Genomic DNA, 14,477 nt, shown 5'->3' with positions numbered 1-14,477 from the left:
GGCCCGAGGAACGCCGAAGGCCGTCGACCTGCAGGTCGACGGCCTTCATTAGGTGGAGCCAGGGGGACTCGAACCCCCAACCCCCTGCTTGCAAAGCAGGTGCGCTACCAATTGCGCCATGGCCCCCGGGAGGGAGATCAGTCGAGGGAGTCGGTGACCTCTGTCCAGAGGTCGCGGTCGGCACTGTCGGCCGACACACGACGCCAGACGAGGTATCCCGCCGCGGCGGCGAGCAGGACGACGAACAGCTTCTTCATGCTGGACCTCCGCGTCTGCCAGGGAGTGGGGCTAGGAGGACTTGAACCTCCGACCTCTTCCTTATCAGGGAAGCGCTCTAACCGTCTGAGCTATAGCCCCTCCGCACCCGTCCGAAGAACGCGTGCAGCACGGAACATTACCGCACCCGGCGCTCCGGCCCCAAACCGCGGCAGGGTCGCCGCGGTGTGACGTCCGTCGCGCCGGGAGCACGCCCTCTCAGTCGTCCGTGAGGGTCAGGTGCACGCCGCCGACGAGCGCCGCGGTGATGTTGTAGAGGATGGCGATGATGGTGGCGATCGCCGTGAACAGCACCATGTTCACCAGGGCGATCAGCGTCGACAGCGAGAGCATCCGCTCGAGCTCGACGAACTGCGTGATGTTGACGGTCTGCGGCCCCATCGTCTCAACGAGGAACAGTTGAATCGTGGAGAACGTCCCGAGCGAGTTCAGCGAATACCACACCACCGCGGTCGCCACGACGATCATGATGCCGATCGCGACGGACAGCAGGAACGCCAGCTTCATGATCGACCACGGGTCGATGCGTGAGACGGCCAGCCGCACCCGGCGCGGGCTGCCCACCCCCTCGGCCGGGGCGGCCACCGGCCGCGTACCAGGCTGGGACCCCGTGGCGGCGGCGTACTGCGCGCCGCCGCCGGCCGGGGCGGTCTCCGCCTGCGCACCGCCGTGCACCCCGCCGGCCGAGTAGTGCATCTCGGGGCGCGGAGCGCTCTGCGTCGTGCTCGCCGGGGCCGGAGGAGCGCTCTGGGAGCCGGCGGACGCCGCGTCCGGCGGCTCCGCACCCGTGCTCGAGCCCGACGCGGTCGACTGCACCTTCTTGGCCGCGTTGCGCGCGGCCGCGAGGGCCGCGGCCGCTGCCTTGACGGCACCGTCCTTCACGGCCGACCCGCTGGCCGGAGCGCCGTTCGCCGGCGTCGCGGCCGAGGAGGCTGCGCTCGTCTCCGCGGCGGACGCACCACCGGTGCTCGGCGCGGCGGTGCGGTTCGCCCCCGATGTCTTCGGCGCCGGCGGCACAGGGGCCATCTGCTGCGTGGTCTGCGCAGCGTCGGCCGTCCTCGTCCCTGCCTGTCCCGCGGTGTTGTCGCTGGCCATCAGCTGTTCCCGTCCCCGGTCTCGTCCTGCTCGGGCGTGGTCGCTGTCACGACCCCGGCCGGGCCGCCGTCAGCGGCCTCTTCCTCCACGCTAACCGACACCTCGTCCTCACGACGCTCGACGTTCCGGGCGACCGCGATGATCCGGTCCTTCTTGTCCGGCTTGGCGAAGGTCACGCCCTGGGTCGTGCGACCCGTCAGGTTCACCTCGTCCACGCGGGACCGCACGATCTTGCCACGCTCCATGATCACCAGGACCTCGGTGTCCGCGTCGGTCACGAGAGCGCCCACCAGGTCACCCCGCGCCTCGACGAGGTTGGCGACCTTGATGCCGTAGCCGTTGCGCCCCTGCAGCCGGTAGTCGTCGATCCGGGTCCGCTTGGCGAAGCCGCCCTCGGTGACCACGAAGAGGTCGGACCCCGGGGTGACGACGTCGGCGTTGAGCAGCTCGTCGCTCTCTCGGAACTTCATGCCGGTCACGCCGGACGTCGCGCGACCCATCGGGCGCAGGGTGTCGTCGTCGGCCGCGAAGCGGATCGACTGCCCCTTGCGCGAGACGAGGATCAGCTCGTCGTCCATGTTGACCAGCCGGGCGGCGACGAGCGCGTCCGGGGTGCCGTCGTCGTCCTCGCGCAAGTTGATGGCGATGAGGCCGCCGCTGCGCGGGGAGTCGTAGTCGCTCAGGCGGGTCTTCTTCACCAGCCCGCGGCGGGTGGCGAGCACCAGGTAGTCGGCGGCGTCGTAGTCCCGCACGGCGAGCACCTGGGCGATCTTCTCGTCCGGCTGCATGGCCAGGAGGTTGGCCACGTGCTGGCCCTTGGCGTCGCGGGCGCCCTCGGGCAGCTCGTAGCCCTTGACGCGGTAGACCCGGCCGGCGTCGGTGAAGAACAGCAGCCAGTGGTGGGTCGTGGTGACGAAGAAGTGGTCGACGATGTCGTCCTGGCGCAGGGTGGCACCCCGGACGCCCTTCCCGCCGCGCCGCTGGGCCCGGTAGGAGTCGGTCCGTGTCCGCTTGGCGTAACCACCGTGCGTGATGGTGACGACCACGTCCTCCTCGGGGATGAGGTCCTCCATCGACATGTCGCCGTCGTAGGGGAGGATCGTCGTGCGGCGTTCGTCGCCCCACTTCTCGGTGACCTCGTCCAGCTCGATGGACACGATCTCGCGCTGCCGCTCGGGCTTGGCGAGGATGTCCTCGTACTCGAGGATCTCCGCGCGGAGCTTCGCGTGCTCGTCGAGGATCTGCTGCCGCTCGAGCGCCGCCAGCCGGCGCAGCTGCAGCGCCAGGATCGCGTTCGCCTGCGTCTCGTCGATCCCGAGCAGATCCATCAGGCCGGTCCGGGCCTCGTCGGCGTCGGGGGAGCGACGGATGAGCGCGATGACCTCGTCCAGCGCGTCCAGAGCGCGCAGGTAGCCCTCGTAGATGTGGATCTTGTCCTGCGCCTCGCGCAGGAGGTAGGCGGTGCGCCGCCGCACGACCTCGATCTGGTGCTGCGTCCAGTGCCGCACGAACGCGTCGAGGCTGAGGGTGCGCGGCACCTCGTCGACGAGGGCCAGCATGTTCGCGCTGAAGTTGTCCTGCAGCTGGGTGTGCTTGTAGAGGTTGTTGAGCACGACCTTCGCGACGGCGTCCCGCTTGAGGACGACGACGAGGCGCTGGCCGGTGCGGCCGGAGGTCTCGTCACGGATGTCGGCGATGCCGGCGATCTTGCCGTCGTTGACGAGGTCGGCGATCTTGGTGGCCAGGTTGTCCGGGTTCACCATGTACGGCAGCTCGGTGATGACGAGGCAGATCCGGTTCTGGATCTCCTCGACGTTCACCACCGCTCGCATCGTGATGGAGCCGCGACCGGTGCGGTAGGCCTCCTCGATGCCCTTGGTCCCCAGGATCTGGGCACCCGAGGGGAAGTCCGGCCCCTTGATGCGCTGGAGGAGCGCGGCGAGGAGCTCCTCCTTGGAGGCATCGGGGTGGGCGAGGTGCCACCTGACGCCCTCGGCCACCTCCCGCAGGTTGTGCGGCGGGATGTTCGTGGCCATACCGACGGCGATACCCGCCGAGCCGTTGACCAGCAGGTTCGGGATGCGCGACGGCAGGACGACCGGCTCCTGGGTGCGGCCGTCGTAGTTGTCCTGGAAGTCGACCGTGTCCTTGTCGATGTCCCGGACCATCTCGAGCGCCAACGGTGCCATGCGGCACTCGGTGTAACGCGGTGCGGCCGCGGGGTCGTTGCCGGGGGAGCCGAAGTTCCCCTGCCCGGCGACCAGCGGGTAACGGAGCACCCAGTCCTGGACGAGGCGGACCAGCGTGTCGTAGATCGCCGTGTCCCCGTGCGGGTGGAACTTGCCCATCACGTCGCCGACGACGCGGGAGCACTTCGAGAAGGCGCGATCGGGCCGGTATCCGCCGTCGTACATCGCGTACAGCACACGCCGGTGCACCGGCTTGAGCCCGTCACGCACGTCGGGCAGCGCGCGGCCCACGATCACGCTCATCGCGTAGTCGAGGTACGACCGCTGCATCTCGAGCTGCAGGTCCACCTGCTCGACGCGGCCGTGCTGGATAGCTGTCAGCGCGCCGTCGGCGGCCGCCGGCTCGGCGGGGCCGCCGTTCTCGGGGCCGGGTGTCTCGTCCGTCACCGTGTCTCCGTTCCTTCCTGCGCCGCCGGGGCGCGGGTCCTGCCTCGATCAGTCCGAAGGCTCTGTACAACTGCGCGTCACGTTCGTGTACGCGCGTCTCCGGTCAGATGTCGAGGAACCGGACGTCCTTGGCGTTGCGCTGGATGAAGCTGCGGCGGGACTCGACGTCCTCGCCCATGAGGATCGAGAAGATCTCGTCCGCTGCGGCCGCGTCATCCATGGTGACCTGCAGCAACGTACGGTGCTCGGGATCCATCGTGGTGTCCCAGAGCTCCGTGTAGTCCATCTCGCCGAGACCCTTGTAGCGCTGGATCCCGTTCTCCTTGGGGATCCGCTTGCCCGCGGCGATGCCCTCCTGGAGGAACGCGTCGCGCTCCCGGTCGGAGTACACGTAGTCGTGCGACGCGTTCGTCCACTTGAGCTTGTACAGCGGCGGCTGAGCCAGGTAAACGTGCCCGTGCTCGATGAGCGGGCGCATGTACCGGAACAGCAGCGTGAGCAGGAGGGTGCAGATGTGCTGACCGTCGACGTCGGCGTCGGCCATGAGCACGATCTTGTGATACCTCAGCTTGGCGATGTCGAAGTCCTCGCCGATGCCGGTGCCGAACGCCGTGATGAGCGCCTGCACCTCGGCGTTGGACAACGCCTTGTCCAACCTCGCGCGCTCCACGTTGAGGATCTTGCCGCGCAGCGGCAGGATCGCCTGGTGGTGCGGATCACGGCCGCGCACCGCGGAACCGCCGGCCGAGTCGCCCTCCACGATGTAGATCTCGCAGGCCTCCGGGCGGTTCGACTGGCAGTCCTTGAGCTTGCCGGGCATGCCGCCCGAGCTGAGGATGCCCTTGCGTCGTGTCGCCTCGCGCGCCTTGCGGGCGGCGATCCGGGCCTGCGAGGCCGAGATCGCCTTGCGGATGATGTCCTTCGCCTCGTTCGGGTGGGCGTCGAACCAGTCGACGAGCTTCTCGCGGACGACGCGCTGCACGAACGTCTTGGCCTCGGTGTTGCCGAGCTTGGTCTTCGTCTGTCCCTCGAACTGCGGCTCGCCGAGCTTGACGCTCAGCACCGCGGTGAGCCCCTCGCGGATGTCGTCGCCCGTGAGGTTCTCCTCCTTCTCCTTGAGGATCGACTTGTCCCGGGCGTAGGTGTTGACGAGGCTGGTCAGCGCCGCGCGGAAGCCCTCCTCGTGCGTGCCGCCTTCCGTCGTCGAGATCGTGTTGGCGAACGTGTGGACCGACTCGCTGTAGGCGGCCGTCCACTGCAGGGCGATCTCCAGCGAGATCGTCTGCGCCGCGTCCTCCGCCTCGATGTCGATGATCTCCGGGTGGATGATCTCCGAGCGCTTGGCCGCGTTGATGTGCTTGACGTAGTCCGTCAGGCCGTGGTCGTACTTGAACGTGACCGTCCGGAACGCGCCGGTGGCCGACTCGGCGTCGTGCACCTCGTCGTCGGGCGATCCTGCCGCGGCCACCGCGGCGGCCGCGTCCGCGTCGTCGAGCGCGGCGACGACCTCGTGGGCGTCCAGCGCACCGGTGATCTCGTCCGGGCCGGAGACGTGCTCCGTCCGCTCGTCGGTCAGCGTGATGCGCAGGCCCTTGTTGAGGAACGCCATCTGCTGGAAGCGGGACCGCAGCGTCTCGAAGTCGTAGTCGACCGTCTCGAAGATGCTGTCGTCCGCCCAGAACGTCTGCGTCGTGCCCGTCTCGTCCGTCGGATCGAGCCGCTGCAGCTCACCCACGGGGGCGCCGCCGTCGGCGAAGTCCTGACGCCAGGCGTAGCCGTCACGCCGGACCTCGGTGACCACCCGGGAGGACAGGGCGTTCACGACGGAGATGCCCACACCGTGCAGACCACCCGAGACGGCGTATCCGCCACCGCCGAACTTGCCGCCCGCGTGCAGGATGGTCATGACGACCTCGACGGTCGGGCGCCCCTCGGTGGGGTGGATGGCCACGGGGATGCCTCGGCCGTTGTCGACGACGCGGACCCCACCGTCCGCCAGGAGGGTCACGTCGATGGTGTCCGCGTGGCCGGCCAGGGCCTCGTCGACGGAGTTGTCCACGACCTCGTAGACGAGGTGGTGGAGCCCTCGCGCTCCGGTGGACCCGATGTACATGCCGGGTCGCTTGCGGACTGCCTCGAGACCCTCGAGGACGGTGATGTTCCCGGCGTCGTAGTTGCCGTCGGATCGCTGAGCCACAGGCTGTAGCACTCCTCGTCGTCCAAGCACTCGACGGGGCGTCCCGGACCAGAGGTCCGGGCCGCAGCACAAGGACAGGCACGGGTGTGCCGGCTGCGGGTCGGTGCCGTGCGCCACCGGGAGACCATCGAGGCCCGAGCGGTCGTCGACCGGCCCGGCACGTTGCGCACAGGTCGGTCGCGTCCGATCTTCACAGGCCCGGATCACCGCCCGGGGACACCCGCCAAGTCTACCGGAGATCCGCAGGAATTCGCGGCCATCGGGCTCCCGCGCGTGTGCTCTGCCACACGTTGTCCACAGGTTTCTCCACATCGTTCACAGCGACCGTCACCCGAAGGTGTCACCCGGCCCCGGGCCCCGGACCGAGCGGCGTCCACGGCGGAAGCTGGGACCCGCCGGACCGAGCACCGTCACCTTCTCCACGACGCCCTCGCCGACCTCCTCGTCGAGCCGCCGCATCAGCGTCGGCACGAGCAGCCGGACCTGTGTCGCCCACGCCGTGGAGTCCGCCCGGACCACCAGGACCTTGTCCTCGAACGTCTCCGGCGTGCAGTGGTCGGCGACCTGGTCACCGACCACCTCCCGCCAGCGCCCGATCACCCCACCGACCGAGACCTCCTCGTGCCAGCCCTTGTCACGCAGCAGCCGGGCCACCACGTCGGAGACGAGACGCGGGTCGCGGGCGTTCGGCCCCTTGCCGGGATCCTTGCGCGGCTCCGCCAGCGCGGAACGGCGGGACGGCGAACCAGGTCGCAGGCCCTTGGCCCGCGCGGCGGCCTTGGCCCGGTTCAGCGCCTCGCGCGCGACCTCGGACCGCGGCGTCAGCTCCGTGCGGTCGACGACGGGACGCGGGTCGCGGTCCACGCGCTCGTCCGGCAGGTCCGGGGTGCCGCCGTCGTCCGCCGGCTCAGACACGCTGCACCTGGCCGGGCGTGACCTCGAAGCGCGCACCCAGCAGGACGTCGGGGACGTCCTGCGGCACCGCAGCCGTCACCAGCACCTGGCGCGCCGGCGACACGAGCTCCGCGAGGCGCTCCCGACGGCGGGCGTCGAGCTCGGCGAAGACGTCGTCCAGGATCAGCACCGGGTCCGCGTCCGAGCCGTGGTCCGGGTCCCAGAAGACCCCGTCGGTCGCGATCGGCTCGGTGCCACCACCCAGCAGCCGGAAGGCCGCGAGACGGAGCGCCAGCGCGAACGACCACGACTCGCCGTGGCTCGCGTACCCCTTCGCGGGCAGCCCGCCGAGCGAGAGCGCCAGGTCGTCGCGGTGCGGGCCGACGAGGCCCTGGCCCCGCTCGATCTCCTGGGGCCGCTGCTCCTCGATCGCCGCGGCCAAGAGCTTCTCGAGCTCCTCCGGCACGGCCGGCCCGGTGAGCACGTCGTCAGGCAGCACCCCCGACCGGTAGCGGATCTTCGCGTCCCCGTCCGCGTCGCTGACCTGCTCGTACGCGGTGGCGACCAGCGGCTGCGCGGACCGCACGAGCGCCAGCCGCCACGCCAGGACCTGCCCGCCGAGCTGGGCAGCACGCGCGTCCCACACCTCCAGCGCGGACAGGTCAGGGCTGCGTCCCGCGGCCCGGTGCCCGCGCAAGGACTTCAGCAGGGCCGAACGCTGGCGGACGACGCGCTCGTAGTCGGCCAGCACCCCCGCCGCGCGGGGGAGGAGCTGCACCACCAGCTGGTCCAGGAACCGACGCCGGCCGTCCGGGTCGCCCTTGACGAGCGCGAGATCCTCCGGGGCGAACAGCACGGTCCGCAGGATCCCGAGGACGTCGCGGGCCCGGCCGAGCTGCCCCCGGTTGACGCGCGCGCGGTTCGCCTTGCCCGCGGTGATCTCCAGCTCGACGGTCGATGCGCGCTCGCCCCGGACCACCCGCGTCCGCACCACGGCACGCTGGGCGCCAGCGCGGATCAGCGGGGTGTCGTTCGCGACGCGGTGGCTGCCGAGGGTCGCGACGTACGCCAGCGCCTCGACCAGGTTCGTCTTGCCCCGCCCGTTGCGGCCGACGAACGCGTTCGGGCCGGGCTCGAGCTCGACGTCGGCGGCCTCGTACGACCGGAAGTCGAGCAGGGAGAGGTGCGAGACGTACATGACCCCAGTGTCGCGCGGACTAGTCGACGGGACGGACCGCGTGGCCGCCGAACTGCTGACGCAGTGCCGCCACGGCCTTCATGGCCGGCGAGTCGTCCTGCCGGGACGCGAAGCGGGCGAACAGCGCGGCGGAGATGACAGGCAGCGGCACGGCGTTGTCGATGGCCTCGTCCACCGTCCATCGCCCTTCGCCGGAGTCGTCGACCCAGTCGTCGATCGCGGCGAGCCGCGGATCCTCCTCGAGGGCCTTGACCATGAGGTCGAGCAGCCAGGAGCGCACCACGGTGCCGCGCTTCCAGGCCCGCATCGTGCCGTGGACGTCCGTGACGATGTCCTTGGCCGCCAACAGCTCGTAGCCCTCGGCATAGGCCTGCATCAGGCCGTACTCGATGCCGTTGTGGACCATCTTCGCGAAGTGCCCCGCACCCACGCCGCCGGCATGGACGAAGCCCTCCTCGCGCGGACCCTCGGGACGCAGGGCGTCGAAGACCGGCATGAGGTACGCGACGTGGTCGTCGGCACCACCGCACATCAGGCCGTAGCCCTCGTCCAGGCCCCAGATCCCGCCGGAGACCCCGACGTCGACGTAGCCGATCCCCCTCTCGGCGAGCTCCGCTGCCCGGGCCTGGTCCTCCGGGTAGTGGGAGTTGCCGCCCTCGACGACGATGTCGCCCTCGTCGAGCAGCCGACCGAGCTCCTCGACGACGCCACGTGTCGGTGCTCCTGCCGGGACCATCACCCACACGACCCGCCGTGGCCCGGGGAGCGCGGCGACGAGCGCGGCGAGGGTCTCGACGTCGGACACCTCCGGGCGCGGGTCGAAGCCCGTGACCTCGATGCCGGCGCGGCGCAGGCGCTCGCGCATGTTGTTGCCCATCTTGCCCAGACCGACCAGACCCATGTGGGTGACCATGTGGACAACCTCCCCAAGTGGCATCGCAGCGAGCGTACGGGGCCGGACGAGCCGACGCGCGGGCGAGCCGCTAGGCCGAGAAACGGATGGGCACCAGCAGGTAGCGGTACGCCGAGGAGTCCTCGCCGTCCAGCGACTCCTGGCCGGTGAACTCGACCGGCTTGTTGGGGTGGGTGAACGACATCCGGACGAAGTCCGTCCCCAGGGCACCGAGCCCGTCCAGCAGGAACTGCGGGTTGAACGCGACCTGGATGTCCTCCCCGACGAGCACGGCCTCGAGGGCCTCGGACGCCTGGGCGTCGTCCCCCTGGCCCGCGTCGAGCACGACCTGGCCCTCGGAGAACGCGAGGCGGATCGGGGTGTTGCGCTCGGCCACCAGCGCGACACGCTTGGCCGCGTCGATGAGCGCCTGGGTGGGCACGACGGCGTGGATCGGGGTCGCGTCGGGGAAGAGCCGGCGCACCGCGGGGTAGTCGCCGTCCACGAGCTGGGACGTCGTGTGCCGCCCACCGGCCTCGAAGCCGATGAGGTCGATGCCCTCGCCGGTGGAGAGCCCGATGTTGACCTGACCACCGGAGGAGCCGAGCGACTTGGCGACGTCGTTGAGGGTCCGGGCCCGCACGAGCGCCACGGCGGAGTAGCCAGGAGTCGCCGGCGTCCAGGTGAGCTCCCGCAGGGCGAGCCGATAGCGGTCGGTGGCGAGCAGGGTGATCCGCTCGCCCTCGATCTCCATCCGGACGCCCGTCAGGAGGGGGAGCGTGTCGTCGCGGCTGGCCGCGACGCTCACCTGCGCGACGGCGTGGGTCAGGGAGTCGCCCGTGACGGTGCCGGAGAGCTCGGGCATCGTCGGCAGCGCGGGGTAGTCCTCGACGGGCATGGTCAGCAGGGTGAACCGGGAGGCACCACAGGTCAGCGCGACCTTGTTGCCCTCGACCGTCACGTCCACGGGCTTGCTGGGCAGCGCGCGAGAGATCTCGGCGAGGAGCCGTCCGGAGACGAGGACCGTGCCGGGCTCCGAGACCTCGGCGGGAATCTCCGAGCGGGCCGAGACCTCGTAGTCGAAGCTCGCGAGCCCGATGGTGCCGGACGTGTCCGCCTCGATCCGGACCCCGGCCAGCACCGGTGCCGGCGGCCGCGTGGGGAGGGTGCGGGCCGTCCAGGTCACGGCCTCGGCCAGGACGTCACGTTCAACCCGGAACTTCATCCCACTCCTCAGTGTGCTCGTGCGGTACGACGACATGCCTGGCAGCAGCGCCGTCGTCCGTGCAAACCCTACCGTGCCGAGGCCGAGGAGGAAGGGTGCACCGCACAGGCCGCCCAGCCCTTCGAAGGCGTCTTGCCCTCTTCCTCGGAGAAACACGTTCATCGTCGTCGTAGGGGTTGTGGATCATGGGGAAAAGCCATGTCTGCGCAGGTCAGCGCTGTTGACAGCCTGTGGAGGCGGCTGGGGGCGAACCTGTGGGCAACTCGGTGGGCCTGTGGGCGACGGTTTCTGTACCCACAGCCGTCCACCGTTCGTGGTCCGTTCATCCACCGGTTCCACCGCGTGTTCCACAGGCATCCACAACCTTGTCCACAGGTGTGAATTGGATCGGGGCGACGATGGGGCGAGTTGTCCACCGAGTCGGTCCACAGGATGGGGACAGCCCACCCGATATCGCATGATCTCGGGCGCCGGTCTGTGGGCAACCCTGTGAACACCAGGTTGTCCACAGGGCTGTGGAACTGTGGATCAGCCGCGGTGCTGCTGCTTGATCCGGCTCGTCAGCTCGGTGACCTGGTTGTACGTCGACCGACGCTCCGCCATCTGGCCGGCGATCTTCTTGTTCGCGTGCATGACCGTCGTGTGGTCCCGGCCGCCGAACTGCTGGCCGATCTTGGGCAGAGAGAGGTCGGTCAGCTCGCGGCAGAGGTACATGGCGATCTGCCGTGCGGTGACGAGCACCCGCGATCGGGACGTGCCGCAGAGGTCGTCGATCGTGAGCCCGAAGTACGCGGCGGTCTGGGCGATGACCATCGCCGGGGTGATCTCGGTGGCCTGGTCGTCGTCCGTGATGAGGTCCTTGAGGACGATCTCGGTGAGAGCGAGGTCCACCTGCTGCTTGTTGAGGTTCGCGAAGGCGGTCACCCGGATGAGGGCACCCTCGAGCTCACGGATGTTGGTCGAGATGCGCGAACCGATGTAGCTGAGCACCTCCGCCGGCACGTCGAGACGTTCGCTCGCGGCCTTCTTGCGCAGGATCGCGATGCGGGTCTCGAGGTCCGGCGGCTGGACGTCGGTGATGAGACCCCACTCGAACCGTGAGCGCAGCCGGTCCTCGAAGCCGTCGAGCTGCTTGGGCGGGACGTCCGAGGTGATGACCACCTGCTTGTCGGCGTTGTGCAGCGCGTTGAAGGTGTGGAAGAACTCCTCCATCGTCTGTTCCTTGCCCTGCAGGAACTGGATGTCGTCGATGAGGAGGACGTCGACGTCGCGGTACCGCCGTTGGAACGCGCCGGTGCGACCTTCGCCGATGCTGTTGATGAAGTCGTTCGTGAACTCCTCCGAGTTCACGTACCGGACCCGCACGTGCGGGTAGAGGTTGTGGGCGTAGTGGCCGATGGCGTGCAGCAGGTGGGTCTTGCCCAACCCGGAGTCGCCGTAGATGAAGAGGGGGTTGTACGCCTTGGCGGGAGCCTCCGCGACCGCGACGGCCGCCGCGTGCGCGAACCGGTTGGACGACCCGATGACGAACGTCTCGAAGATGTACTTCGGGTTGAGCCGGGTGGGCTCCGCCGCCTCCTTGCGCGCAGGCGGAGCGGGCCGCACGTCGACGCGCTCGGGCACCGAGGTCTCGGGCTCCTCGGACGGCGGGCTGTAGTCCTGTGTGGGTCCGGCGAGCGCTTCGTGGCTCAGCTCGGGGTCGACGGTGATGCCGAACCGGATGTCTCGGGCGAGCGTCGACGACATCGCGGAGACGAGCTGGTCCCGCACGCTGGTCTCCAGATAGTTCCGGGTCTGCTCGTGCGGCACCGCGATGAAGACGGTGTCCTCCAGGATCGCCATCGGCTTGGCGAGCTTGATGAAGGCCAGCTGCCGCTGCGTCATGTCCGACCGCGCCTCGAGGGTCGCCAGGGTCTGTGCCCAGACCTCGGTGATGTCGGCGTCGGGCTGGGGCACGGGGGTTCCTCCGGGCGGTCGGTGTCAGTGTCCACATAGTTTTCCACACCCTGTGGAACCTGTGGACATCTATGTGGACGACGGCGGAGCGGGGGTCCAGGTGTCGTCGTCGTCACCCTGGGCCAAGTTGACCGGAGCGGGTCCTCCGGCGTAACGTCGGACAGCCGTTCCAGATACTTTCGCGCGCCCTTCTCCAGGGTGTGCGGCCTCGGGTCGGCCCGGTCGACACCCTGCCCGTGCAGGCGCCGGCCTGCAACCTGACCGACATCGTCGAGGAACTGACGGTGTACCTCCCCGACGTTTCTTGGAGCACCTCGTGAGCAAGCGGACCTTCCAGCCGAACACCCGCCGTCGCGCGAAGACCCACGGCTTCCGGCTGCGCATGCGCACCCGCGCCGGTCGCGCCATCCTCGCGGCCCGCCGTCGCAAGGGCCGCACCGAGCTCTCTGCCTGAGCCGTGCTCCCTGCGGCGCGCCGCATGCGCCGCTCCTTCGACTTCGAACGAGCGGTGCGTCGTGGCGCGCGCGCAGGGCGCTCGACCGTCGTCGTCCACCTGGCCCGTACCGCCGACCGGACCGACGGACCGCTGGTCGGTCTGGTGGTCTCCAAGGCCGTCGGTAACGCCGTGCACCGGAACCTCGTGAAGCGCCGGTTGCGGGGCGTTGCGGCTGCTCATGTCGACGAGCTTCCCGCCGACGCCCTCGTCGTGCTGCGCGCCCTGCCGGCCTCTGCGACGGCCGACTACGCGCGGCTCGACCGCGACGTCTCCCGCGGCATGCACAAGGCGCTCGCTCGGACGACGGAGCCGAGCAGATGACCGAGACCGTGCTCGGACGCAGCCGAGAGCTGATCCGCGCCGTTCCCACCGCCGTGCTCGTCGGCGCGATCCGCGTCTATCAGGCCGTCGTGTCGCCGATGACCGGGCCCACATGCAAGTACTACCCGTCCTGCTCGCAGTACGCGCTCATCGCAGTCCGCACGCACGGACCGCTGCGGGGGACCGGACTCGCCCTCTGGCGGATCCTGCGGTGCAACCCGTGGAGCCTCGGCGGCGTCGACGACGTTCCGCCGGCTCGGCAGCACGAGCACCGCGGCGCCGACACGCACTGACCTCCCGGGATCGCGCCACCCGGACTCAGCTTTCCGACAGAGGAGACATCTCGGGATGATCGATACCATCCTGTACCCCATCCAGTGGGTTGTGGCCTGGATCATGTACGGGTCTCACCAGGGCTTCACGATGCTGGGCTTCCAGGACGGGCCCGGCTTCGCCTGGGTGTTGTCGATCGTCGCTCTGGTGATCGCCATCCGTATCCTGCTGATCCCGTTGTTCTTCAAGCAGATCAAGGCCTCCCGCGGGATGCAGATGATGCAGCCCGAGCTTCAGGCGATCCAGAAGAAGTACAAGAACAAGAAGGATCCCTCGTCGCGCGAAGCCATGGGCCGCGAGACGATGGAGCTCTACCGCAAGCACGGCACGAACCCGATGGCCTCGTGCATGCCGATCCTGCTGCAGTCGCCGATCTTCTTCGCGCTGTTCCGGCTGCTGTACAACCTGGGCGACATCTCCACGGGCACGGACTCGGCCATCGGTCCGATCGATCAGGGCATCGCGGCTGACATCGAGCACTCGTCGCTCTTCGGTGCCCAGCTCTCCGACATCTTCCTGCAGACGGACGACTGGGGCGCCCGGACTGTCATCCTCTTCCTCATCGTGGCCATGAGCGCCACGACGTTCTTCACGCAGCGTCAGCTGACCATGAAGAACATGCCGAAGGCCGCGCTCGAAGGGCCGATGGCGAACACCCAGAAGATGATGCTCTACGCCCTGCCGTTGATCTTCCTGGTCTCGGGTGTGAACTTCCCGGTCGGCGTGCTCATCTACTGGACCACGACCAACCTGTGGTCGATGGGCCAGCAGTTCTACACGATCAAGCGCATGCCGGCCCCGGGGTCGGAGGCCGAGCGCGTGCTCAAGGAGAAGCAGGCCGCGAAGGCCGCCAAGAAGGGCATCGTGGTGGAGGAGCCGACGGAGATCGAGCCGCCCAAGCCTGTGGGGCAGCGTGAGCAGCCGGTGCGGAAGAACCGCAAGAAGAAGAAGAGGTGAG

At 69.4% G+C, this 14,477-nt stretch carries 13 protein-coding genes and 2 tRNA genes; 4 read left to right on the top strand and 11 right to left on the bottom strand.

Translation table 11 applies throughout. From position 1 onward, the window contains the following. Positions 1-53: 53 nt before the first annotated feature. The 11 genes from PZC42_RS20505 to dnaA form a co-directional block, all read right to left on the bottom strand. Positions 54-126, bottom strand: a tRNA-Ala gene (locus PZC42_RS20505). Positions 127-137: 11 nt separating this feature from the next. Further along, positions 138-257 (bottom strand): DLW-39 family protein, encoded by a 120-nt coding sequence (locus PZC42_RS20500; RefSeq protein ID WP_277213898.1) that lies wholly within the window; start codon positions 255-257, stop codon positions 138-140. 26 nt (positions 258-283) lie between these two features. Next, positions 284-357, bottom strand: a tRNA-Ile gene (locus PZC42_RS20495). Positions 358-474: 117 nt separating this feature from the next. After that, complete coding sequence (locus tag PZC42_RS20490; RefSeq protein ID WP_277213897.1) at positions 475-1,371, bottom strand: DUF3566 domain-containing protein; 897 nt, start codon at positions 1,369-1,371, stop codon at positions 475-477. Continuing rightward, complete coding sequence (gyrA, locus tag PZC42_RS20485; protein WP_438802979.1) at positions 1,371-4,007, bottom strand: DNA gyrase subunit A; 2,637 nt, start codon at positions 4,005-4,007, stop codon at positions 1,371-1,373. Before gyrA ends, PZC42_RS20490 begins: the two co-directional genes overlap by 1 nt. 103 nt (positions 4,008-4,110) lie before the next feature. Next, on the bottom strand, positions 4,111-6,204 hold the full coding sequence (gene gyrB / locus PZC42_RS20480) for a DNA topoisomerase (ATP-hydrolyzing) subunit B (RefSeq protein ID WP_277213895.1): 2,094 nt from the start codon (positions 6,202-6,204) through the stop codon (positions 4,111-4,113). Positions 6,205-6,531: 327 nt separating this feature from the next. Beyond that, on the bottom strand, positions 6,532-7,068 hold the full coding sequence (locus tag PZC42_RS20475; protein WP_277213902.1) for a DciA family protein: 537 nt from the start codon (positions 7,066-7,068) through the stop codon (positions 6,532-6,534). A gap of 43 nt (positions 7,069-7,111) precedes the next feature. Continuing rightward, on the bottom strand, positions 7,112-8,296 hold the full coding sequence (gene recF / locus PZC42_RS20470) for a DNA replication/repair protein RecF (RefSeq protein WP_277213893.1): 1,185 nt from the start codon (positions 8,294-8,296) through the stop codon (positions 7,112-7,114). Between the two features lie 19 nt (positions 8,297-8,315). Then, positions 8,316-9,209 (bottom strand): phosphogluconate dehydrogenase (NAD(+)-dependent, decarboxylating), encoded by an 894-nt coding sequence (gene gnd / locus PZC42_RS20465; protein ID WP_277213891.1) that lies wholly within the window; start codon positions 9,207-9,209, stop codon positions 8,316-8,318. 70 nt (positions 9,210-9,279) lie between these two features. Beyond that, on the bottom strand, positions 9,280-10,413 hold the full coding sequence (gene dnaN / locus PZC42_RS20460; protein ID WP_277213889.1) for a DNA polymerase III subunit beta: 1,134 nt from the start codon (positions 10,411-10,413) through the stop codon (positions 9,280-9,282). 528 nt (positions 10,414-10,941) lie between these two features. Further along, positions 10,942-12,369 (bottom strand): chromosomal replication initiator protein DnaA, encoded by a 1,428-nt coding sequence (gene dnaA, locus PZC42_RS20455; protein ID WP_277213888.1) that lies wholly within the window; start codon positions 12,367-12,369, stop codon positions 10,942-10,944. A 316-nt stretch (positions 12,370-12,685) separates the two neighbouring features. On the opposite strand from dnaA, the gene rpmH reads away from it, so the two are divergent. From rpmH to yidC, 4 genes are read left to right on the top strand one after another with little or no spacing between them, the layout of a single operon-like run. Then, on the top strand, positions 12,686-12,823 hold the full coding sequence (gene rpmH / locus PZC42_RS20450) for a 50S ribosomal protein L34 (protein WP_012880118.1): 138 nt from the start codon (positions 12,686-12,688) through the stop codon (positions 12,821-12,823). A 3-nt stretch (positions 12,824-12,826) separates the two neighbouring features. Beyond that, complete coding sequence (gene rnpA, locus PZC42_RS20445) at positions 12,827-13,186, top strand: ribonuclease P protein component (protein ID WP_277213882.1); 360 nt, start codon at positions 12,827-12,829, stop codon at positions 13,184-13,186. Then, complete coding sequence (gene yidD / locus PZC42_RS20440) at positions 13,183-13,479, top strand: membrane protein insertion efficiency factor YidD (RefSeq protein WP_277213880.1); 297 nt, start codon at positions 13,183-13,185, stop codon at positions 13,477-13,479. The genes rnpA and yidD overlap by 4 nt, the downstream gene beginning before the upstream one ends. A gap of 55 nt (positions 13,480-13,534) precedes the next feature. Next, positions 13,535-14,476: a membrane protein insertase YidC gene (gene yidC, locus PZC42_RS20435; protein WP_277213878.1), complete on the top strand. Its 942-nt coding sequence runs from the start codon at positions 13,535-13,537 to the stop codon at positions 14,474-14,476. Position 14,477 lies beyond the last annotated feature (1 nt).

Origin of the sequence: Isoptericola croceus (assembly GCF_029382255.1) — a bacterium.
In the GTDB taxonomy this organism is placed as follows: Bacteria; Actinomycetota; Actinomycetes; order Actinomycetales; family Cellulomonadaceae; genus Isoptericola; species Isoptericola croceus.
This window is presented reverse-complemented; position numbering and strand designations above follow the sequence as displayed.